Here is a 21,647-nt window from a genome sequence, read left to right as displayed (position 1 = left end):
CGCCGACGCCGCATCGGATGCGGAACCCGATCGCGTGCGGCTGCCGGTCGTGCCGTGGACGCTGTCCGGAAAATCTGCCGAAGCCCTTGGCGGACAAGCGGAACGGTTGCTGGCGCAGCTGCGTCGCTATCCGGAGTCGGACGTTTCCGATATCGGCTTCTCCCTGGCGGGCCGGTCGATGTTCGAACATCGGGCCGTCGTCGTCGGCGCGGACCGAGACGAGCTGATCCACGGCCTGACCGAACTGATCGAGGGCGAACCCGGCCGGAATGTCGTGCGCGGCCGTGCCGGCCTCGCGGGCAAGACGGCATTCGTCTTTCCCGGCCAAGGCGCGCAATGGCTGGGCATGGGCGCGGAGCTGTATGCCGGTTTCCCGGCGTTCGCCGAGGCATTCGACGACGTGACCGACGTGCTGGACAAATATCTGGACCGGCCGTTGCGCGAAATCCTCTGGGGCCGAGACGAAGAGCTGCTGGACAGCACCGAATTCGCGCAGCCCGCGTTGTTCGCGGTCGAGGTTGCGCTGTTCCGGCTGCTGGGCCAGTGGGGGCTGCGACCGGATTTCGTGCTGGGGCATTCGGTGGGCGAGTTGGCCGCGGCCCATGTGGCCGGTGCGCTGAGCCTGTCCGATGCGGCCGCGCTGGTCGTCGCGCGGGGGCGCCTGATGCAGGCGCTGCCGACGGGCGGAGCGATGATCGCGGTGCAGGCCGACGCGGACGAGATCAGATCGTCGCTGGTCGACGGCGTCGCCGTCGCCGCCGTCAACGGCCCGCGATCGGTGGTGATCTCCGGTGCCGAGCAGGCGGTGCGCGCCGTCGCGGATCGGTGGGCCGAGCAGGGCCGCCGAATTCACCGCCTGCCGGTGTCACATGCGTTCCATTCACCGTTGATGGAACCGATCCTCGCCGAGTTCGGCGCGATCGCCGAAACCGTTGCCGGCACCCGGCCGGAGCTACCTGTCATCTCGAATCTCACTGCGGCACCCGCGGATTCGGATTTCGGTTCGGCGGGCTACTGGACCCGGCACGTGCAGGAAACGGTACGATTCGCCGACAGCGTGCGCTTCCTGGAGTCGGCGGGCGTGACTCGATTCGTCGAGGTGGGGCCGGCCGGCGGGCTCGCGGCAGCGATCGAGCAGACGCTGTCGTCCCCCGACGCCGGCGTGACGATTCCCGTTCTGCGCAAAGGACGCTCGGAGCCGGAATCGCTGATGGTCGGTCTGGGCCGCCTGGTGATAGCGGGAGCCTCCTGGGGCGGCCTGTTCACCGGATCGGGTGCTCGTCGTATTCCATTGCCGTCGTATGCTTTTCAGCGACGCCGGTTCTGGTTACCGAGTGCGGGCGCGGCCGGTGACGCGGGCCGGTTCGGTGTGGACGAGGCCGGTCACGGCCTGCTGGGCGCGGTGGTGGAACAGCCCGACACCGGCGGTGTGGTGCTGACCGGTCGGCTGTCGCCGACGCTACAGCCGTGGCTGGCCGACCATGTGCTGGCCGGTGCGGCGGTATTCCCGAGTTCGGGTGTGGTGGAACTGGTCGTTCGTGCCGGTGACCAGGTCGGTTGCGGCGTGGTCGAGGAATTGGCGCTGCGCGCGCCACTGGTCCTGCCCGAGGAGGGAGCGGTCCAGGTACAGGTCGCCGTCGGCCCCGGCGGAGAAGCCGGACGGCGAACGGTGTCGGTGTACTCGCGGCGCGGTGTGGATTCCCACTGGGTACGGCACGCCGAGGGCGTGTTGGGCCCCACGGGCTTTGCGCCGGAGGGATCGGTTCTCGCGTCATGGCCTCCGGTGGATGCGACCGCGCTGGACATCTCCGACATCTACGAGCGGTTGACCGCGCGGGGTCATGAATACGGTCCGGCGTTCCGCGGTTTGCGGGCGGTGTGGCAACGCGGCGCGGAACTGTTCGCCGAAGTTGCCGTTCCGGTCGAAACCGATACCCGGACAACTGGTTTCGGCGTGCACCCGGTGATCCTCGATGCCGCGCTGCACGCTGTGATGGCCGCTTCGGACGGGGGAGACATCGTGCTGCCGTCCGCCTGGGAAGGTATCAGCCTGCACGCCGCCGGAGCCGATGTCGTGCGCGTGCGCCTCAGCCCTGCCGGTACCGGTGCCGTGTCGTTGGAGTCGGCCGACGAGACCGGACTTCCGGTGTTGTCGGTGCGGTCGCTGACCCTGCAGCCGGTGACAGCCGGGGAATTGCGTGCCACGGCGCTGTCCGGGGCCGGTACGGATACCATGTTCGAGCTGGTGTGGTCGCAGCTACCTGCGACCGAGCAACCTGAGCCGCCGGTGAAGACGTTGGCCTGGAGCATCTTCGAGCAGCACACGGCCGACGACTCGAACGCGGTGCCGGATGCGACGGGCGCTGCTGTCGTGCCCGGCTCGAATGCCCGGTCGGAAGCTGCCGCCGTACCTGCCGCGGCCTCGGATGCGGTTGCGGTGGTACTGGAAGCGAGTGCACCGTGCGGTGACGTAGTGGCCGACGCCCACCACCGCACCCACCGAGTGCTGGAAGCCGTGCAAACCTGGCTGGCACAACCCGTTTCGAGCACGTTGATCGTGGTCACGCGTCGCGCGATCGCCTTGCCGGGCGAGGATGTGGAAGATCTGGCCGGTAGCGCGGTGTGGGGGTTGGTGCGGTCGGCGCAGAGCGAACATCCCGGCCGGATCGTACTGGCGGACAGCGATTCCGATGTCGACGCGGCGGCGATCCTGGCCACCGGTGAATCACAGGTCGTCGTGCGTTCCGGGACGATCCGTGCCGCACGGTTGACCAGAGCTTCCGCCGAACACGAGCGCGTCGGGGCGGAATTCGATTCGGCGGGAACGGTATTGATCACCGGAGGCACCGGTATGGCCGGCGCCGCGATCGCACGGCATGTGGTCGCCGAGCACGGCATCGGGAATGTGCTGCTGGTGAGCCGGCGCGGCGCGGACGCCGACGGTGCGTCCGATCTGGTGGCCGAGTTGACCGAATCGGGTGCGCGAGTGCGGGTGGCGGCCTGCGATGTCGCCGACCGGGAAGCCTTGGCGCGGTTGCTGTCCGACATCCCCGCCGACGCTCCGCTCACCGGCGTGATCCATACCGCCGGAGTGCTCGACGACGCGGTGTTCGGTTCGCTGACCGCTGAGCGCGTCGATACGGTGTTGCGCGCGAAGCTCGACGGTGCATGGAATCTGCACGAACTGACCCGCACCATGAATCTGCCCGTGTTCGTGCTGTTCTCGTCGATGGCGGGCATCGTGGGCTCACCGGGACAGGCCAACTACGCCGCCGCGAACGCCTTCCTCGACGCTTTGGCCACCCATCGGCGGGCGCGGGGTTCGGCGGCAGTGTCGCTGGCGTGGGGCCTGTGGGCTCAGGCCAGTGCGATGACCGGACATCTGGATGCGCGGGAGATGGCCCGGATCGGCCGCGGCGGATTGGCCCCGATGTCCACCCCGCAGGCGGTGGCACTGTTCGACACCGCATTGCGCATCGACCGCCCCTGCCTGGCTCCGGCGCGGCTCGAGATGCGTGCTCTCGAGCCGGGAACCGGCGTATTCCCGTTGCTGCGGACGCTGATCCCGGCTCCCGCGCGCAGGCAGGTCGACATTCGACCCGACGTGCGGACCGATATCGACGCCCTCTCCCCGGCCGAGCGCAGATCCGAACTGATGGAGATGATCCGTACCAAGGCAGCCGCGGTCCTGGGTTTCGCCGGTCCGCAAGATATCGATCCGGACGATCCGTTCGAGGATCTGGGGCTGGATTCGATGGGCGCGGTCGAACTCCAGAACAGCCTGGGCGCGGTGCTCGGACAGCCGCTGCCGCCCGGACTGGTTTTCGCCTTTCCCACGACCACCGAATTGGCCGATCACCTTCTGAACGACCTGTCGGCCGAGGTGAATCCGGGCTAACCGACCCGGGAAATCTCGACCGGGCCACCCGGCTCGTCCGGCTCGTGGATCCGCGTCGCGTCGAGCCGGGCCGCGACGTCCACGGTGCGCACCGACGGATCGGCCAGGTGCCGGCCGACGGCCGCCGACACCTCGGCCGCGATCCGGCGGCGCATCCTGCCGATCATGCCGATGGTGCGCGCCCGCAGCCCGTCGGCTCGCAGCTGGACCTCGATCTGCGCGGGGTCCGGCTGCTCCACATCGATCACGATGAGCAGCGGGGCGGCCGTGCGGGCGAGAAGTACCAGCGGGATCTCCACCTCGGCGTGATAGTGGTCGGCCTTGCGCACATCCACCACGACATCGAGCGTGACGGGCACGACCATATCGAAGGCGACCGTATCCACGTCGGTGCGCTCGGTGACCCGGGGCAACCGGATAACGCCCCGAGCGGTCACCTCGGCGGCGTCGCGCGGCCCGGTGCGCAACGACTCCACGTCGATCACCCGCCCCGACAGGCTCTCGGCCACCGCGCGCACCCGCGCGGGCGTCACGATGCGCGGCAGGAAACGGCGACCGAACTCGGCGTACTCGATCCAGGCGTGGTTCGCGGGCTGTTCGTGCCCGGCGGGCTCGCCCAGCGCGATCGCCTCGATGTCGAACACCCGGGACCGGCGGGCGTCCGGCTCGGAGAGCATGGCCTGGAGCCGGTCGGCGACCTCTTTCCGGATCGTCTTCGCCGTCGGCTCGAGCAGGACCTCCGCTTCGGCGTCGACGGTCTCGGCCCGGATCACCGGCGTGCCGACGTTGCGCTTGGTGACCGGCGGGATATCGATGACCACGAGCAGCGGGTCTGCGGTGCGCGCGTGCAGCGTCAGGTCGATGTCGACGGCCGCCTCCAGCCGCAGTTCCCGCCCGCCCAGCGTGACCGTCAAATCCAGCCGCACCGGAATGCGCACCGCGAAGACGACCTCCGATCCGCTGTGCGCGATCGCCGGACTGCCGATATCACCCCGCACCCGCACGCGCGCCAGCTTGCCCGGCCCGACCGCGAAGGGCCCCAGCTCGATACGCCCGGCCAGACTGGACACGGCCGCCTCGATGCGCGCGGGAGTAACCGCATGCGCGACGAAACGTTCGCCGAACTCCCCGTAGGAGATCCACGTGAGCAGGTCGAGTTCGCTGGACTTTCGCATAACTTCCCGGAATCTCGTGGTGTCGGACGGCACGCTCCCGCCCCGGGCATGGACCTCGAATCTACCGACGAAGGGCCGACCGGCCAAGTGCGTTGCCGCACCGGTCATCGGGATCGCCTCCGGCGCACCGAGTTTGCCCGTGCCGGGGCTACGGCCCGGTTGCCGGATCGTTCTCGGCGCGGTGCAGCACCCAGGTGCCGCGGCCGGCCGCCTTGGCGTGGTACATGCCGACATCGGCGTCGTCCAGGAGCTTTTCGGGATTCGCGCCGGCGACCGGGGTGACCACGGCGCCGATGCTCGCCGACATCGACAGCAGATCGCTGGGCCCGACGGCAATCGGCTCGCGCAGCGTCACGAGCATCCGCTCGGCGGTCGCGTGGGCCGTGGCGTCGTCGCAGGGTGGCGCGAGCAGCGCGACGAATTCGTCCCCGCCGATGCGGGCGGCGGTGACCGCCGGTGACGCCATCGTCGCGTCGAGCCTGCGGCCGATCTCGGCGAGCACGCTGTCTCCCGTACGGTGGCCGTAGCGATCGTTGATCATCTTGAACTCGTCCAGATCCAGGAAGCACAGACCGATGTGATCGCCGGGCCGGGCCGCCGCGACGATGGCCTCCAGCCGCTCGAGCAGGAAGCGCCGATTCGGCAGACCCGTCAACGGGTCGTGCCGGGCCTGCCACCACAATTTCTGCTGCATCGCCCGGCGCTCGGTGATGTCTTCCCCGACGGCGAGCAGCCGTAGCCCATGTCCGTTCGCGCCGCGCACCAGCGTCATCGTCCAGGCGCCCCAGGAGACGCTGCCGTCGGGGCGGCGGAAGCGGCCTTCGAAGTACTCGGTGCCCTGTCTGCGCTCGTAGAGGTGGACCACCACCTCACGGAGTTTGTCGCGGTCCTCGGGATGCATCAGATCCAGTCCGGGCACCCCCGGCAGGTCCTCGCGTTTCATCCCCACCATTCGCGCGGTCGTGGGGTTGGCCTCGAGCGTGATGCCGTCGCTGTCGTAGAGCGCGATGGCCACCGCGGCGTTCTCGAAGACGACGCGGAAGCGTTCATCGGCAGCCTGCTGGCTCTGAGCGTGGGTCTTCGACAGCTCGGTACCGTACCCGCGGCCCAGCTCGCCCAGGAGCGCACCGAATCGCTGTGCCCGGTCCGGCCGCTGCGACCGCTCCAGCAAACCTGCCAGCACCGTCGCGGTCGGGGTCATCATGGTGGGCAGCGTCAGGTTCGACCGGACCAACTCGCCCCCGATCCGGTACGCGGGGGACGGGTCGAACGGTTCCGCAGCCAGGGCGGCTTCGAGCTCGACGATCCACCGCATCGTCGAACTGTGGAGATCATGCGGCAGGGATATCGGGACTCCACCGCAATCGACCAGGGCCGCCGACCACTCCCGTGCCATGTCGGCGACCTCGCGACCGTCGTCCATCCGCGAGGACCCTCCTCCATCGCCGGATCACCGAGACCCGGCATCGACGACCCTCCCCTTCGCTAATACTCAGCATACGAAAGAACGGCGATGAAAGTTCATTCGACTTCCGGCGAAACGCGACTGGTCGTAGCAGTCGGAGGATGACGGCCGCATGGTCGGCCCAGTTCTCGGGAATCGGTCGGGCCGCATGTTGCCAGGCGTGGCCGATGAGCGCGCTCGCCCCGGCAACCGGCCCGAACGCCGTCTGGATGTCGGCCACCGAGGTCGCCGCGAACTCGCGTCGAGCGGAACAGCCGCAGCGCCTCGCCGACCAGTCGCTGCCGGGCCATGCCCGGGGTGGTTCGAGCCACGGCAAGAGAACGATCCGGGCATATATCTGTTCGGTGACCGCGCGTCCTCGCCCACCCGATCTGGCTCGACCGACCGCATCTGCGGTAGCTGTCGTGAACAGCGGCCGGGTTTTCGAACCGATTCGCGCCACCACAGTCGGAATGCACTGGCACGCTACAGATGTGCTCGCCCGGCGCCACCGCACATGTGCCCGGGCCCGGCGATGATCAGATCGCGGAGCCGTCCCCGGGGGTGAGGATAGGTCGCTCGCGGTTCGGCGCGACAACACCTACCCTCCGGCTATGAGGCAGCTGAGCAGCCCGTGGTCACATCTGCCCGAACGAGTCGCTGCTGCTCCGGAGCCGGCGCGTCACGAGGACATTCATCCGCCGCCGCGACCGTGGACGGTGGTGTACCGGCGAGCGCGCGAGCTGCAGGCCTCCTCGCTGGTCATGATCGGACTGTGCCTGTTGCTGATGCTGGCAGTGCTCTCGTCCTGCCTGCGCGGCGACGATCAACCGGCCGCGGCGTCGCGCCCGGTGGCGAGTACCACGGCCGCAGCACCCGCCGCCGCGCCCGCGGCCGACGCGCAAGCGAACCGCGACATGACGTTCGGACAGGTCGCGGCCAACGACGGCACGACGCTGACCGTCCAGGCGATGCTCGGTGGAACCGTCGTCGTGCACAGCGCACCGTCCACCGAGGTGCTGGTGCTGGGCGGCAGCCGGATAACCGATATCACCGTCGGCTATTCGGTTTTCGTGCACGGCGTCCGCGATCCGGACGGGTCCATCACCGCGAGCCTGATCATCGGCGTGCCGCTGAACCTTGCCGGCAAGTGATCGGCGGCGGCCGCGATCCGCTCCCGGCGCTCATTGTGCGGGCCAGCCGGAGCCGTCGCCGAGCGCTGCGTGTTGATGGTCGTAATCGGTTGCGACAGTGGGCCAATCGATGGTCCGCGCGCGATCGTGGTACGCCCCGGCCATCAGCTCGAGGAGCTGGCGCTGACCGATCCGGGTCCGGACACCGCCGGCGACATCGGTGATCCGGACATCGCGTCGCGCGATCTCCGCCTGCCCGACGACCGCGATCAGATGGTCTCTTGCGGTGCGAGCGTTGCGAATTCGCGCTCCCAGTGATCCGTCGTGGTCGACCCGGCAGCGCAGTCCCCGCCGGCGCACGTCATCCGCGAACGCGCGCGCTGCGGCATCGTGGTCGGCAGTGACCGGCAGGACCGTGATCTGGACAGGCGCCAACCAGAACGGCAGCCGTCCGGAATAGCGTTCGAGCAGTATCGCGGTGACCCGCTCCATCGACCCGACGGTCCCTCGATGGATCATCACCGGCCGATGTTCACCGCCATCGGCCCCGACATAGGCGAGATCGAATCGCTCCGGCTGATTGAAGTCGAGCTGGACGGTGGCGATGGTTTCCTCGTGGCCGCGTCCGTCCCGGATCTGCAGATCGAGTTTGGGCCTGTAGAACGCGGCCTCACCCGGAGCTTCGACCAATGCCGGTCCGTGCTCGCCGAGGACCGATAGTGCGGCGGCGCGAAGCCCCGCCTGGGCGTGGTCCCACTGCGCTCGGGTCCCGAGCCACGCATCGGAATCGTCACGCATCGACAGCCGCACGTAATCGACGGTCAGGCCGAGAATCTGCTGCGCGCGCAGCGCGGCCCGCAAACCGAGTTCGGCTTCGTGCCCGACCTGGTCCGGCCGGCAGAAGACGTGGGTGTCGTCGAGGTTGATCTGCCGGACGCGAGTCAAACCGGACAGCACGCCGGAACGCTCGGCTCGGAACATGGCGGCCAGTTCGTTGAACCGTAGCGGCAGCTCGCGATACGAGCGTTTGGCCGAGGCGTAGATCAAGGCGTGATGCGGGCAGTTCGCCGGCCGCAACATCACCTCGTCATCACCGACGCGCATGGCGGGGAACATGTCCTCGGCGAACTTGCCCCAGTGCCCGGACCGCTCGTATAGCGCGCGTTTGGCGAGAACGGGTGAGAACACGCCGAGGCACCCATCGGCCGCCGCCAGTTCCTTGGCCAGTTTCTGCAACTCTTCCCGGATGACCGCGCCGGCGGGTAGCCACATCGGAAGGCCTGATCCGGCAAGCGGATTCGTGGCGAAGATGGCCATGTCGTGGTTCAGATCTCGGTGATCGATGACCATGGTGTCTGCTCCTGGGAGCTCAAGGAGATGATCGCTCGCCACGGCGTTGCCGCCCGCGACTTGATCCTCGACTGTCGGCACGGAGTCACGATGCGTGTCCACGCCGATGATCTCGACCGCTCCAGCGCCTCCCGAGGGACTTGTCCAACCGATACGATGCCGTGCACTGGCCGCCGGAGAGGCTGCGGGCACGAATCGGACTGTCTACTAGCTTGATTCGGCGTGACCATGTCGACGACATCCCGGCTGGTGCTGTTGCCGCTCCAAGTCGATGATCTCCGTCCGGTCGGGCGGCGAGGATTTCACGTTGGAGTGTGATCTGCCCGAGGGAGGCGCTCGGGTTCATTTCGGTGCGGAGTGGCTGGGGGAGGTCTTTCCCTTGTTTCCTACTCTGCTTCGAATGCTTGATGAGGAAGACCAGGTCGAGCACAGCTATGCGATTGTCGATCGCACGACGTGCAAGGCGATCGGGCAGGGGGTACGAAGGATGACGTCGATATCGAGGGGCGGATCGAGATCGGCTACGGCATGAACAAGTCAGTGTGGGAGAGGGCTTTGCCGCCGAGGCCATCGGTGCGCTGCGAGAGCATCTGCTGAACTCTGGAGGCATCACTCACGTCACCGCCGATACTGCGGCCGGAAATGTCGCCAGCCGGCGTGTGCTGGAGAAGAACGGATTCGTCCGGGTGAGCACGAGGTGGACCGAGGACGACGGAGACGTCGTCCTGTGGTCGACTGCCTCCGGCTGAGAGTTGGTGCTCGTATAAGCAACTCGGTGGCCTGACGTCCCAGTATCCGAACCAGATCGAGAAATCAGGATCCCTTACCTGCTGAAATGCGGAAAACGCGAACCAATCCATCCTGGAATGGCTCGCGCTTCCGCGTTTGGGTGGCTGACGGGACTCGAACCCGCGACACCCAGGATCACAACCTGGTGCTCTACCAGCTGAACTACAGCCACCATGCCGGTAACAACCGGCGCGGTAGATACTAACGCGTACCCCGGTGTGGCACCTAATCGGTGCCTTACGCTGGGTTTTTACCGCGGGTGCTGAGCTGGGCGGCGATCGTGGCGATTTCCGCGGTGGAGGGGCCGGGGGCGGGGACGAAGGCGGTGCGGCGGTAGTACTCGAGTTCGCGGATGGACTCCTTGATATCGGCCAGGGCGCGGTGGGACAGGCCCTTCTCGGGCTGGCCGAAGTAGATGCGGGGGTACCAGCGGCGGCACAGTTCCTTGATCGAGCTGACATCGATCATCCGGTAGTGCAGGTGCGCGTCCAGGGCGGGCATATCGCGGGCCAGAAAGCCCCGGTCGGTGGCGATGGAGTTGCCCGCCAGGGGGACGGTGCCCGGGGCGGGGGCGAATTGCTTGATGTAGTCCAGGACCCGCTGTTCGGCCTCGGCCATGGTCACCGTGGAATTGCGCACCTCCTCGGTCAGTCCGGAACGCGCGTGCATCTCCTGGACGACCGGGGGCATCGCGGCCAGCGCCTCGTCGTCGGCGTGGATGACGATGTCCACGCCCTCGCCCAGGACATTGAGCTCGCTGTCGGTGACCAGTGCGGCCACCTCGATCAGCTTGTCGCTGTCCAGCCGCAGGCCGGTCATCTCACAATCCATCCACACCACAAGTTTGTCGGACACCTGGGCCACACTAGCGCCGTCACCGGGCGGTGGGCCCCGGCCGGGCCGTATTTCGGGGTGTTCGCTCCGTTTCTACCCGCGTGGTGGCCCGCGTTCGCGGCGCTCAGTGCGCTCGAAATCGGGTCGCGATGAGATTGCTGGATAGCGGTTCGCGTTCCGGATCGATCGATTGGAGATACTGTTTTTGCAGTAGCAATGCTTGCTCGAGGCGAGCGGAGGTGTTGGCGGTCAGTTAGCGGAGCGGACGGAGGTTCGGCGATGACGACACCGGCGGAGAAAGCGGCGGCCGCGCGCAGGGCGGCGCAGGAGGCGGCGCGGATCGCGGCCGAGGCGGCGGCCGAAGCCGAGGTCGCCGAGCGGGAGGCGGCCTCGGCCGGATCGGCGGAGAGCGTTGCGGATTCGACGGAGGCGGCCGAGAGTTCCGCGGCGGGAAGCGGTTCCGCGATCGCTCGCGAGATCGCCGCAGGATACGCATTCCAGGGCGTTGCGCTGGAGCTCGGCGCCGTGCTGGCGGACGGGGTGGTGAATTCCGATGCGCGCGTGCGTATTCCGATGCGGATGATGAACCGGCACGGGCTGATCGCCGGAGCGACCGGAACCGGTAAGACCAAGACGCTGCAGGCGATCGCCGAACAACTCTCCGCCGCAGGCGTTCCGGTGGTACTCGCCGATGTGAAGGGCGATCTGTCGGGGCTGGCGCAGCCGGGCGCGGCGAGTGACGCGGTACTCGCCCGTGCCGCGGAAACCGGTGACGCGCAATGGGAACCGACCGGATTTCCCACCGAGTTCGTCTCGCTGGGCACCGAGGGCGTTGGTTTGCCGATCCGCGCCACCATCACCTCCTTCGGGCCAGTTCTGCTCAGTAAAGTGCTGGGGCTCAACGAAACTCAGGAGTCAACGCTCGGTCTCATCTTCCACTGGGCCGACAAGCAGGGCCTGGCGCTGCTGGATCTGAAGGATCTGCGATCGGTGATCCAGCATCTGACCAGTCCCGAGGGCAAACCCGATCTGCAGGGCATCGGCGGGGTGTCCGCGGCGACCGCGGGGGTGATTCTGCGCGCGCTGGTCAACCTCGAAGGCGAGGGCGGCGACACGTTCTTCGGTGAGCCGGAGCTGGATCCGGCCGACCTGTTGCGCACCGTCGGCGGGCAGGGCGTGATCACGTTGTTCGAGCTCGGTGCCCAGTCGGCGCGGCCGGTGCTGTTCTCCACATTCCTGATGTGGGTGCTGGCCGATCTGTTCCAGACCCTGCCCGAGATCGGCGATATCGACGAGCCCAAGCTCGTCTTCATCTTCGACGAGGCTCACCTGTTGTTCGCCGAGGCGTCGAAGGCATTTCTGGAGCAGGTCGAGCAGACGGTGAAATTGATCCGCTCCAAGGGCGTCGGCGTCTTCTTCTGCACCCAATTACCCACGGACATACCGAATTCCGTGCTCTCGCAATTGGGTGCGCGCATCCAGCACGCCTTGCGGGCATTCACACCGGACGATCAGAAGGCGCTTGTCAAGACGGTGCGCACCTACCCGAAGACCTCGGCGTACGACCTGGAGAAGGCGCTCACCGCGCTCGGCATCGGCGAGGCGATCGTGACGGTGCTGTCGGAAACGGGTGCGCCGACACCCGTCGCGTGGGCGCGGCTGTGTCCGCCACGTTCGCTGATGAACACCATCGGCGAGGACGCGATCCGCGCGCACGCGCAGGCGAGCGCCTTGTTCGGCAAATACGGCCGAACTGTCGACCGGGAATCCGCCTATGAGATGCTTACCGCGAAAGTCGCTGCGGCACAACCGGAGCCGGAGCCGGAACGGGCTCCGAGCGCCGGTCGGGCCCGGGCGGAGAAGTCCGCCGCCGAGCGGATCATGAGCAACCCCGCGGTCAAGAGTTTCCTGCGCACCGCCACGACCGCCGCGACCCGGGAGATCAGCCGCAGCCTGTTCGGCACTCGCAAGCGCTGACCCCGGCGGCTCCGGATGGTCTGCGCGCGGTCAGGCCGCCAGGCGCGGGAACAGCGATTCGGCGTTGCCGCGGTTGATCGCCCGCAGGCCGCCCTCGGGCCAGGCGTCGTAACCGTCCAGGTAATGGTCGTTGTGGGCGACGGAGGCGGCGGGGGCGAACGGCCCGTCGCTGCCGTAGAGGACGTGCGTCGGGTCGGCGAACTCCTGGATCGCAGGCAGCGAGGCGGGGCTGGTGGCCAGGGCCGTGTCGAAGTAGAACCGCCGCAGTTCGGCCAGCACGTCCCCGGGCTCGCTGCCGTCGCCGATCAGCGGTGCGGTCAGTGCGACCCGGTAGGCGAGGAAGGGGAGCGCGCCACCGGCGTGCGACAGGATCACCTTCACTCGCGGATGCCGGGACAGCACCCGGGCGTGGGCCATCTGCACGGCGGTGCGAGTGGTGTCGAACGGAAAGTCCACGATCGGTGCCACGATGCCCGGGAGGGCGGGCAGCTCCGATTCGGTGGGATGGACGAAGACCACCGCCGCGCGGGCATCCAACTCGGCCCAGAGCGGCTCGAATACCGGATCGCCGAGATAGCGTCCGCCCGAGTTGGTCAGCAGGGTGACCCCGTCGGCGTGCAGGGTGTCGAACGCGTACGCCACCTCTGCGAGCGCGCCGTCGAGATCCGGCAGCGGCAGGCTCGCGAACAGGCCGAAGCGGTCGGGCCGGTCCTTGGCCAACTCTGCGGTGAATTCGTTTGCGGCACGGGCGGTTTCGCGAGCGCTGGCGTCGTCGCCGAAGTGCGTGCCCGGTGCGCTGATGGACAACAGGCCGGTGGCGATCTCGTTCTCGTCCATCGCCGCGATGGCGCTGCCCGGCGACCACTCGGGCAGCGGCCACCCGGCCGGATTGCGATCGATCAGGATGCGCCGGTAGCTCGGCGGGAGGATGTGCTGGTGGACGTCGATGCGTGCGGAATCGGTCATTACCGGACTCCCTCGTCGGTGGATGCGTCGTCACGGTCGAAATTGCCAAGCTAACAATTAGCTTGCTAACAATTAGACTGTTAGGCTAACACCCGTGGCAGCGGACGACAAGGACGGCATCGAGGAGCTGGCGCGCGCCATAGACGCGCTGTTCCTGGCCATCCGTCAGGCTCGCGCCGGCGCCTTCGGCAACGATCTGCTGTCGATCTCCCAGCAGGCGCTGCTCGAACCACTCGTCGACGAGGCCGGGCAGCCGATCGGCGGACTGCCGGTGGGGGCGCTGGCCTCGGCGGCGGGCGTGAGCGTGCCGACCGCCACCCGCACGCTCAAACAGCTCGAGGGCAAAGGGGTGGTCACCCGCACCCGCGCCGCACCGGACGAGCGGCGCGTGCTGATCGAACTGACCGATCTCGGCCTGCGGCGCATGTCCACCTTGCGGGCGCTGCGGCGCGAGGCGCAGACGCAGGGCCTGGCCGTTTTCGAACCGCAGGAGCGGATCGAACTCGCGGCCCAACTGCGCCGATTGACCGCGATGATGAAATCCCGTGCGCTGCACTGACTTGCGCTGCACTGACTGCTGCTGTCACCTCGGCTGACCGAGATCGCGAGCGAGCAGGTCCTCGAAGGTTTCGCGGCGGACCTGCTCGTGGCAGCGGCCGTTGCGCACCGAGATGACCGGCGGGCGGCCGACGCCGTTGTAGGTCGAGGCCAGGCTGTGGTGGTACGCACCGGTGCAGGGCACGGCCAGCACCTCGCCGGGGCGCAGATCGGCGGGCAGCCGGACGTCGGCGGCGATGATATCGCCTGCCTCGCAATAACGTCCGGCCACGGTCGCGGTCATATGCGGACCGGTGGGATGGCGATTGGCGACGACGGCGTCGTATCGCGCGCCGTACAGCGCGACGCGCGGATTGTCGTTCATACCGCCGTCGGCGATGACGAAGGTGCGTGCGCCTTCGACGTGCTTGATCGCCATCACCCGATACAGCGTCACCCCGGCGCGCGCGACGATGGCCCGGCCCGGTTCCAGTGAGATCCGCGGTCGCGGAAAGTGGTTCAGCGCGCACGCCGCGTCCAGGGCATCCTCGACGATATCGGCGAGTTCGGGCAGATTCATCTCCGCGTCACCGCACCGGTACGCGACCGCATGGCCACCACCGAGATCGAGTTGCGCGAGCGTGCGGCCGTATTCCATTCGCACACGGGACATTTCGGCAACCAGCCGGCGCACCGCCTCGCCGTAGAAGTCGGGATCGTGAATCTGCGAACCGAGATGGCAGTGCAGGCCGACCAGATCGAGCATGGGCTGACGCATGATGCGGTCGATCGCGTCGACCGCCGCCGCGCTGCCGAGCGGAAAACCGAACTTCTGGTCCGCCACACCCGTTCGCACCGCCGGATGGCCGTGCACATCGATATCGGGGGACAGCCGCAGCAGCACCTGCTGCGGCCGGGTGGCAACCGCGGCCAGCAGGGTGATCTCGGTGAGCGAGTCGACCACGATCCGGCCGACACCCGCACGAACCGCGGCCTCCAACTCGGCGAACGGTTTTCCGCTGCCGTGCAGGACGATTCGCCGCGGGTCCACACCCGCGGCCAGGGCGATGGCGAGTTCGCCGGCCGAGCACACGTCGACCGACAGACCCTCCTCGGCGACCCAGGCCGCAACCGATTTGGTCAGCAGAGCCTTTGCCGCATAGATGATTTCGGCGTCCGGGAAGTATTTGCGGTACGCCCGGCAGCGCCGCCGCACCTCGGACTCGTCCAGGACGTAGGCCGGGGTGCCGTACTGGTCGGCGATATCGGCCAGGGCCACCCCGCCGATGGCGATCCGGCCCAGATCGTCGTAGTGCGTCTCACACGGCCAGACGGTCGCGGCCAAGCGGGGGGACGGCATTCCCGACCGCAGCGACGGGAAGATCTCGAGCAGCGTCACGGCTTCTCCTGTGTAATCCCCGCTTTCTCCTTCGACTGCGGGGCCACTGCCAGGATTACGCTGTTCGACGCCGCCCGAGTCGGCTGGTTACGCGCCCTTGACCAGCTGGGTCGTGATCTTGACGCACTACTGACAGCGCCGGCTCCGCCCGCCTGTCCCGCGTGAACGCGCTCATGACCGGCCCGCTCGGTGTCCCTGGGGAGTGCGGCCTCATGACGCTGAACATCGCGGCCGACCCGGTGCGCCTTGTCGCGTCCGGGTGTGTTTCGCGTTGCTGACGCCGGTGTGTTTCTAGCCCCCGAGTTTCTTGTAGAACGCGCCGACGATCGGCGCGGTCAGCGCCCGCGGCGAGTACTGTCCCGCGACGCTCATACCCTTGCTGATCAGGCCCGGAACCACGCGCATCTTGTTGCGTTCGAGTGCGTCGATGGAAATCTTCGCGGTGTAGGCGGCGGTGACCCAGATGAAATCGGGGATCTTGTTGCCGACCTCGTCCTGATCCGGGTTGTCGGTGCGGACCGGTCCGGGCGCGAGCAGCGTGACGTTGACGCCGCTGCCGGTCAGCTCGCCGCGCAGCGATTCGGAGAAGCTGTTGGTGAACGCCTTGCTGGCCGCGTAGGTGGCGTTGTTCGGAATGGGCATGTTCCCGGCCGCCGATCCGGTGATCAGGATGCCGCCGCTGCGTCGTCTCAGCATCCCGGGCAGCACCGCGAGGGTCAGGTCGTGCACCGCGACGGCGTTGAGTTCCATCACCGAACGCTCGAAGTCCAGGTCCAGGTCCGCGACCGGCCCGAACGTAGCGACCCCGGCGTTGTTGCACAGGATCGCGACATCGCGGGAGGCGAGTTCGGTCGCGAGCGGGGCGCGCTGTTCGCGATCGGAGAGATCCACCGCGCGCACCTCGGCGGTGACGCCGTATCGGTCGGTCAGTCGCTGGGCCAGCTCGGCGAGCTGATCGCCGCGCCGGGCGATCAGGATCACCGAATAACCCCGGCGGGCAAGCTCTTCGGCGAGCGCGGTTCCGATCCCCGAGGAGGCCCCGGTGACGACGGCACGATTGTCTGAAGTGGGTGCGGGAAGGCTCACGCCCGGGAGCCTACCGGGATTGCGCGCCCCTACGTCCGGTCGGCCTGTTCGGGGTTCGAGGGTGCCTGTCCGGGGACGAGCAGGAGTTTGCCGCGTGCGTGTCCGCTCTGGCTGATCTCGAGCGCCGTGCGCCAGTCCGCCAGGGCGAAGGTGCGAGCGACGGGTATGTCGAAGGCGCCGTCGGCCGCGCGCCGGGCGAATTCGGGGAGTGCGTCGAACGGCTCCGGCCGAGCCTCGCCGAAACTGTCCCGCGCGCCGAGTTCCGCGGCCTCCGGAAGTGATCCGCCACAGGTCAGCACCCGCTTCGGATCGTCACCGGCGGTGCGGATCAGATCCGGCAGCGCGCCGCCGACCGGGGAGGTATCCAGGACGAGATCGACCGGGCCGCCGGCGATCGCCAGGAGACGTTCGGCCATCCCGTCCCCGTAGGAGGTGACCTCGGCACCCAGGTCACGCAGTCGCTGGGCGTGTGTCTGCCCGGCCGTGGCGATAACCCGCATTCCGCGGGTGAGTGCGATCTGCACGGCCGCGTATCCGATGGTGCTGCCCGCGCCGTGGATCACGATCGTCTTGTCCGGATCGAGGCCCAGCATCGCGAGGTGTACGAAGGCCGTGTCGACCGCCATCGGCAGCGCGGCCGCGCGGGTGAGGTCCAGCCCGGCGGGCGCCGGTGTCCAGCGGTCCATGATCGCGTGATCCGATGCGCCCGCGGTCGATGAGCCGCGCCAGTCGGCGTTGCCGAGTACGGCGTCACCGGGACGCACGTCGGTGACGCCGTCGCCGATGGCCTCGACCGTGCCGGACACATCGATTCCGATACCGCGAGGGAGTTCACCCGCGAACAGACCGCCGCACAACGCCCAATCCGCCGGGGCCAATGCGCAGGCGTGCACGGCCACCCGGATCCGGCCGGGCCCCGGCTCCGGGATCGGCACGTACTCGAGCCGCAGCACCTCGCCGGCCTCTCCGTATTCGTGGAATCGCACCGTGCGCATCGTGGTCGTGGGGTGATTGTCGGTCATCGGCGTCTGCTCGCAATCGTGAGTTCCGAAGCGGTCGGATAAAATGGAACGCGATCCGTTTACCGATCCAGCGTAACACGAAGTGGAGCGTGATCCGTTTTGCCTGGTGCCGAATCGACCGAGATGCGCGCCGATGCCGCGCGCAATCGGGAGGCCGTACTGGAGGCGGCCACCCGGACCTTCGCCGCATCGGCCACCGAGCCGTCGATGCGGGCCATCGCGCGTTCGGCCGGCGTCGGGATCGCCACCCTCTACCGGCACTTCCCGACCCGCGAGGCGCTGGTCGACGCCGTTTATCGGGACCAGGTGCAACGCCTCACCCAGGGCGCCGGTGAACTACTGCGCCGGCTTCCGCCGGGCGAGGCGATGCGAGCGTGGATGGACCTGTTCGGCAGCTGGCTGTCGACCAAGCACGGCATGGTCGACACCCTGCGCAGCATGATCGATGCCGGCGAGATCGAACATGCCGAGACCCGCGACAAACTGCTCGCCGCGATCGCCGAAATCCTCGAAGCGGGAAGTGCCACAGGCGATCTGCGCGCCGATGTCCCCGCGGAGGATGTCGCGGCGAGCATCCTGGGGATCTTCACCGTCACCGATGGCCGAAGCGAGCAGACCGGGCGGCTGCTCGATCTTCTGGTGGACGGGCTGCGATCCGGCTACGAGCGGGGTGCCGGTTCGTAGAAGGCGATGCCCCAATTCACGTACCCGGACCAGACACTGGCGATGCGCCCGCCCTGGACCGCGGGTTTGGGGTCGCTGATGGGACCGTCCCCGGAACGAATCGTGGCCACGGTGGTGTCGAGATCGCGTGTGCCGAAGGCTATTCCGGGCAGCGTGGCCGGTTTGCCGGAGGCGACGACCTCCAGTACGGCCTCGCCCGCGCGGAAGAAGGTCATTTCCGGGCCCGAGGGGCCGCGCGGGCGGAAGCGCCGCCGGGGTCCGGCGCCCAGGACCGCGGTGAGCGCGGCGACGGCCTCGTCCAGGTCGGGAACCCAGTACACGACGTGGTCGATGAAGCTCACGGCATTGGGATGCGTTGTGCCTTCGGCCGATTCGTCCGGATCGTCGGACAATAGTTCCGGGATGCCGAGTACGCCCGGATCTTCGATGGCTCCGGCGAAGCCCCAGCTCGGTGGCATATCGATGGTGCAGCTGATGCCGCCGATCCGGAAGCCGCCGTCGGAAATCGTGAAACCCAATGCGGTCCAGGCCTTCTCGTCGCCGGGCAGGCCGAGGCGGGTGAGCGCGCCCATCAGATCGCCGCCGCCAGCCGAGTGCCCTGATCGATCGCCCGTTTCGCGTCGAGTTCGGCGGCCACGTCGGCGCCGCCGATCAGGTGGATGCGCACCCCGGCGGCCCGCAGTGGCTCGGCCAGTTCGCGCACGGATTCCTGTCCGGCACAGAGGATCACGTTATCGCAGTCGATGACGGTCGGACGGGATCGCTGCTCGCCGAAGCTGATGTGCAGGCCGCGGTCGTCGATTCGCTCGTAGTTGACCCCGCCGATCTGCTCCACGCCCTTGGCCTTGACCGCGGCGCGGTGCACCCAGCCGGTGGTCTTGCCCAGGCTCTTGCCGAATGAACCCGATTTACGTTGCAGCAGAACCACTTCCCGCGTCGCGGGGGAGGGACGCGCGGTGACGAGCTGGCCGGGTGCGTCGGGATCGCTTGCCGTCACGCCCCATTCTTCTTTCCACTCGTCCAGCTTCAGCGACGGATGGCCGTCGACGGTGAGGAATTCGCTGACGTCGTAACCGATTCCGCCCGCGCCGATCACCGCGACCTTCTTGCCCACCGGCTTCTCCTCGCGCACGAGTTCAGCGTAGGTGAGCACCTTGGGGTGATCGATACCGGTGATGTCCGGGATGCGCGGGCGTACTCCGGTGGCCAATACGACCTCGTCGTAGCGCCCTTCGATCAGCTCGGCGGCCTCGACCCTGCGGTTCAGGAACACCCGGACCCCGGTGACCTCCAGCTTGCGCGTGAAATAGCGGATGGTCTCGGTGAACTCCTCCTTGCCCGGGATGCGCCGGGCGATGTCGAACTGCCCGCCGATCTTGTCCTCGGCCTCGAACAGATCCACCTTGTGTCCGCGTTCGGCCAGGCTCACCGCGGCGGAGAGACCGGCCGGGCCCGCGCCGACGACGGCGATCCGGCGCATTCGCCGGGTGGGCAGCAGCCGCAGTTCGGTCTCGTGGCCGGCGCGCGGATTCAACAGGCAGGACACGGTTTTGTGCACGAACGCGTGATCCAGGCAGGCCTGGTTGCAGGCGATGCAGGTGTTGATCTCGTCCTCGCGGGTCTGGCGCGCCTTGTTCACCCAGTCCGGATCGGCCAGCAGCGGGCGCGCCATCGAGATCAGGTCGGCGTCGCCGCGGGTGAGAATCTCCTCGGCGGTCTCGGGCATATTGATCCGGTTCGACGCGCACACCGGAATATCCACTCGCGCTTTGATTTTCGCGGTGAACTCCACGAACGCCGCGCGCGGCACCGAGGTGACGATGGTAGGCACCCGCGCCTCGTGCCAGCCGATGTCGGTGTTGATGACGCTGGCGCCGGCATCCTGCAATTCCGTTGCCAGCGCGATGATTTCGTGTTCGGTCTGGCCGTGCTCGACGAATTCGGCCATGGACAGCCGGAAGACGATCAGGAAGTCCGGCCCGACCGCCGCGCGGATCCGCCGTACGATCTCCAACGGGAATCGGCGGCGGTTCTGTGCCGACCCGCCCCAGCGATCGGTCCGCTTGTTGGTGCGCGGGGTGAGGAACTGGTTGATCAGATAACCCTCGCCGCCCATCACTTCGACACCGTCGTATCCGGCGAATTTCGCCAGTTCCGCACACCGCGCGTAGTCGTCGATGGTGCGCTCGACCCCCTTGGCGGACAGCTTGCGCGGCCGGAACGGGTTGATCGGCGCCTTGATCGAGGAGGCCGAAACACTGAACGGCACATAGGCGTACCGTCCGGCGTGCAGGATCTGCAGGGCGATCCGGCCACCCTCGGCGTGCACCGCCCGGGTGATCGCGCGATGCCGGTACGCCTCGGTCCGGTTGGTGAGCTTCGCGCCGAAGGGCAGCAGCCAGCCCTCCCGATTCGGCGCGTATCCGCCGGTGATGATCAGGCCGACGCCGCCGCGCGCCCGTTCGGCGAAATAGGCGGCGAGCCGGTTGGTATCCCACGCCCGGTCCTCGAGTCCGGTGTGCATCGAACCCATCACCACCCGGTTGCGCAGGGTGAGCGAACCGACCCGCAGGGGTTCGAACAGATGCGGATACGGATTGGCGGGTGCGGCCGGCGCGGGGTTCGCGGTCATGGATCTCACCTTTCGGAGACGGAATCCGGTTGTCGCACCGCTGGATTCGGGCTGTTCCGCGGTGCCGGGGAGAGGCTGTGACCGAGTGCTTCCAGGACCTCGTCGCACCATTCGACGAAGCCCGCTTCCACCCGGATGCCGCCGCGCAGCACGAGGTACTGGTGCAGGGCGGGGCCGGTGAGCTGTGCGGGCGCGGGAAAATCTCGCTTCTCGATCTGGCGGTACAACTCGAGCTTGCCGGCGTGATTGCCGCGGTGCCGGGCGATCTCTGCGCACAGTGTGGGCAGGTCGCCGTGTGCGGCGGCGCGGATCTTGATGCCGAGCTCGCTGCGCTGGAAGGCGGCGTCGTCCTCGGTGGGGGCGGATATCCAGCGGGACAGCTCGGCGTGACCGCCGGCGCCGACGGTGTACACCTTCTTGTCGGGGCGGCCTTCCTGCGGGACGGTCTCGCCGACGACCCAGCCGCGCTCCTCCATGCGTTTGAGCACGCGATAGATCTGCTGATGCGTGGCGTTCCAGAAGAAGCCGATGGATTTGTCGAAGCGGCGCGCCAGCTCATAGCCCGAACCGGCTCGCTCGGTCAGCGACACCAGCAGCGCGTGCTCGAGGGCCATGCGGCGAGACTAATTGACATTCGCCGTCCTATGCAACTTGGTGCATAGGACCATTCCGTTCCGAATTATCGATCCGTACGGTACCGTCGGGCTCGGTGCTCGGAGCA

Annotated in this window: 17 protein-coding genes and 1 tRNA gene; 6 read left to right on the top strand and 12 right to left on the bottom strand. The window is 68.0% G+C overall.

Going from position 1 to position 21,647, the window contains the following annotated elements; all coding sequences use genetic code 11:
- The coding region (locus AC5WS7_RS22070; protein ID WP_495956426.1) for a type I polyketide synthase at window positions 1-3,898 on the top strand (3,898 nt) is incomplete at its 5' end.
- Here AC5WS7_RS22070 and AC5WS7_RS22065 read toward each other — a convergent pair.
- Both AC5WS7_RS22065 and AC5WS7_RS22060 read right to left on the bottom strand, forming a co-directional pair.
- Complete coding sequence (locus AC5WS7_RS22065) at window positions 3,895-5,073, bottom strand: hypothetical protein (protein WP_495956425.1); 1,179 nt, start codon at window positions 5,071-5,073, stop codon at window positions 3,895-3,897. The two genes, AC5WS7_RS22070 and AC5WS7_RS22065, sit on opposite strands and share 4 nt — an antisense overlap.
- Before the next feature lie 148 nt (window positions 5,074-5,221).
- Window positions 5,222-6,496, bottom strand: a complete 1,275-nt coding sequence (locus AC5WS7_RS22060) for a diguanylate cyclase domain-containing protein (protein WP_495956424.1) — start codon at window positions 6,494-6,496, stop codon at window positions 5,222-5,224.
- A 635-nt stretch (window positions 6,497-7,131) separates the two neighbouring features.
- Between AC5WS7_RS22060 and AC5WS7_RS22055 the strand changes: the two genes are divergently transcribed.
- Window positions 7,132-7,671 (top strand): hypothetical protein, encoded by a 540-nt coding sequence (locus tag AC5WS7_RS22055; RefSeq protein WP_495956423.1) that lies wholly within the window; start codon window positions 7,132-7,134, stop codon window positions 7,669-7,671.
- A 30-nt stretch (window positions 7,672-7,701) separates the two neighbouring features.
- Here AC5WS7_RS22055 and thrS read toward each other — a convergent pair whose 3' ends face one another.
- Window positions 7,702-9,000 carry a threonine--tRNA ligase gene (gene thrS, locus AC5WS7_RS22050; RefSeq protein WP_495956422.1) on the bottom strand — a complete coding sequence of 433 codons (1,299 nt, stop codon included), beginning with the start codon at window positions 8,998-9,000 and terminating at the stop codon, window positions 7,702-7,704.
- Window positions 9,001-9,542: 542 nt separating this feature from the next.
- On the opposite strand from thrS, the gene AC5WS7_RS22045 reads away from it, so the two are divergent.
- The gene (locus AC5WS7_RS22045; RefSeq protein WP_495956421.1) at window positions 9,543-9,749 is read left to right on the top strand and encodes a GNAT family N-acetyltransferase; all 207 of its coding nucleotides are present in this window, start codon (window positions 9,543-9,545) and stop codon (window positions 9,747-9,749) included.
- A gap of 139 nt (window positions 9,750-9,888) precedes the next feature.
- Here the strand turns inward: AC5WS7_RS22045 and AC5WS7_RS22040 are convergent.
- Together AC5WS7_RS22040 and orn are read right to left on the bottom strand one after the other, a co-directional pair.
- Window positions 9,889-9,961, bottom strand: a tRNA-His gene (locus AC5WS7_RS22040).
- A 65-nt stretch (window positions 9,962-10,026) separates the two neighbouring features.
- The gene (gene orn, locus AC5WS7_RS22035; RefSeq protein ID WP_495956420.1) at window positions 10,027-10,644 is read right to left on the bottom strand and encodes an oligoribonuclease; all 618 of its coding nucleotides are present in this window, start codon (window positions 10,642-10,644) and stop codon (window positions 10,027-10,029) included.
- 258 nt (window positions 10,645-10,902) lie between these two features.
- On the opposite strand from orn, the gene AC5WS7_RS22030 reads away from it, so the two are divergent.
- Entirely contained in the window at window positions 10,903-12,600 is a 1,698-nt protein-coding gene (locus tag AC5WS7_RS22030; protein WP_495956419.1) for a helicase HerA-like domain-containing protein, read from the top strand.
- A gap of 30 nt (window positions 12,601-12,630) precedes the next feature.
- On the opposite strand, the gene AC5WS7_RS22025 is transcribed toward AC5WS7_RS22030, so the two are convergent.
- Window positions 12,631-13,566, bottom strand: coding sequence for an amidohydrolase family protein (locus AC5WS7_RS22025; RefSeq protein ID WP_495956418.1), 936 nt, complete (start codon window positions 13,564-13,566; stop codon window positions 12,631-12,633).
- Window positions 13,567-13,660: 94 nt separating this feature from the next.
- Here AC5WS7_RS22025 and AC5WS7_RS22020 point away from each other — a divergent pair, with 94 nt between their 5' ends.
- On the top strand, window positions 13,661-14,125 hold the full coding sequence (locus tag AC5WS7_RS22020; RefSeq protein ID WP_495956417.1) for a MarR family winged helix-turn-helix transcriptional regulator: 465 nt from the start codon (window positions 13,661-13,663) through the stop codon (window positions 14,123-14,125).
- A gap of 24 nt (window positions 14,126-14,149) precedes the next feature.
- On the opposite strand, the gene lysA is transcribed toward AC5WS7_RS22020, so the two are convergent.
- The 3 genes from lysA to AC5WS7_RS22005 form a co-directional block, all read right to left on the bottom strand.
- Complete coding sequence (gene lysA / locus AC5WS7_RS22015; RefSeq protein WP_495956416.1) at window positions 14,150-15,502, bottom strand: diaminopimelate decarboxylase; 1,353 nt, start codon at window positions 15,500-15,502, stop codon at window positions 14,150-14,152.
- A gap of 291 nt (window positions 15,503-15,793) precedes the next feature.
- Window positions 15,794-16,588 carry a mycolate reductase gene (cmrA, locus tag AC5WS7_RS22010; RefSeq protein WP_495956415.1) on the bottom strand — a complete coding sequence of 265 codons (795 nt, stop codon included), beginning with the start codon at window positions 16,586-16,588 and terminating at the stop codon, window positions 15,794-15,796.
- Window positions 16,589-16,617: 29 nt separating this feature from the next.
- The gene (locus tag AC5WS7_RS22005) at window positions 16,618-17,610 is read right to left on the bottom strand and encodes an NADP-dependent oxidoreductase (protein WP_495956414.1); all 993 of its coding nucleotides are present in this window, start codon (window positions 17,608-17,610) and stop codon (window positions 16,618-16,620) included.
- Between the two features lie 123 nt (window positions 17,611-17,733).
- On the opposite strand from AC5WS7_RS22005, the gene AC5WS7_RS22000 reads away from it, so the two are divergent.
- Window positions 17,734-18,294, top strand: a complete 561-nt coding sequence (locus AC5WS7_RS22000; protein WP_495956460.1) for a TetR/AcrR family transcriptional regulator — start codon at window positions 17,734-17,736, stop codon at window positions 18,292-18,294.
- Here AC5WS7_RS22000 and AC5WS7_RS21995 read toward each other — a convergent pair.
- The 3 genes from AC5WS7_RS21995 to AC5WS7_RS21985 are packed head-to-tail and all read right to left on the bottom strand — an operon-like array spanning window position 18,270 to window position 21,540.
- Window positions 18,270-18,866, bottom strand: a complete 597-nt coding sequence (locus AC5WS7_RS21995; RefSeq protein ID WP_495956413.1) for a VOC family protein — start codon at window positions 18,864-18,866, stop codon at window positions 18,270-18,272. The two genes, AC5WS7_RS22000 and AC5WS7_RS21995, sit on opposite strands and share 25 nt — an antisense overlap.
- A complete protein-coding gene (locus AC5WS7_RS21990) occupies window positions 18,866-20,926 on the bottom strand; it encodes an FAD-dependent oxidoreductase (RefSeq protein WP_495956412.1) in 2,061 nt (686 codons plus the stop codon). The genes AC5WS7_RS21995 and AC5WS7_RS21990 overlap by 1 nt, the downstream gene beginning before the upstream one ends.
- Before the next feature lie 5 nt (window positions 20,927-20,931).
- The gene (locus AC5WS7_RS21985) at window positions 20,932-21,540 is read right to left on the bottom strand and encodes a PadR family transcriptional regulator (protein ID WP_495956411.1); all 609 of its coding nucleotides are present in this window, start codon (window positions 21,538-21,540) and stop codon (window positions 20,932-20,934) included.
- Window positions 21,541-21,647: the final 107 nt, after the last annotated feature.

The sequence above is a fragment of the Nocardia sp. PLKS1-43 genome (assembly GCF_059510335.1).
This window is presented reverse-complemented; position numbering and strand designations above follow the sequence as displayed.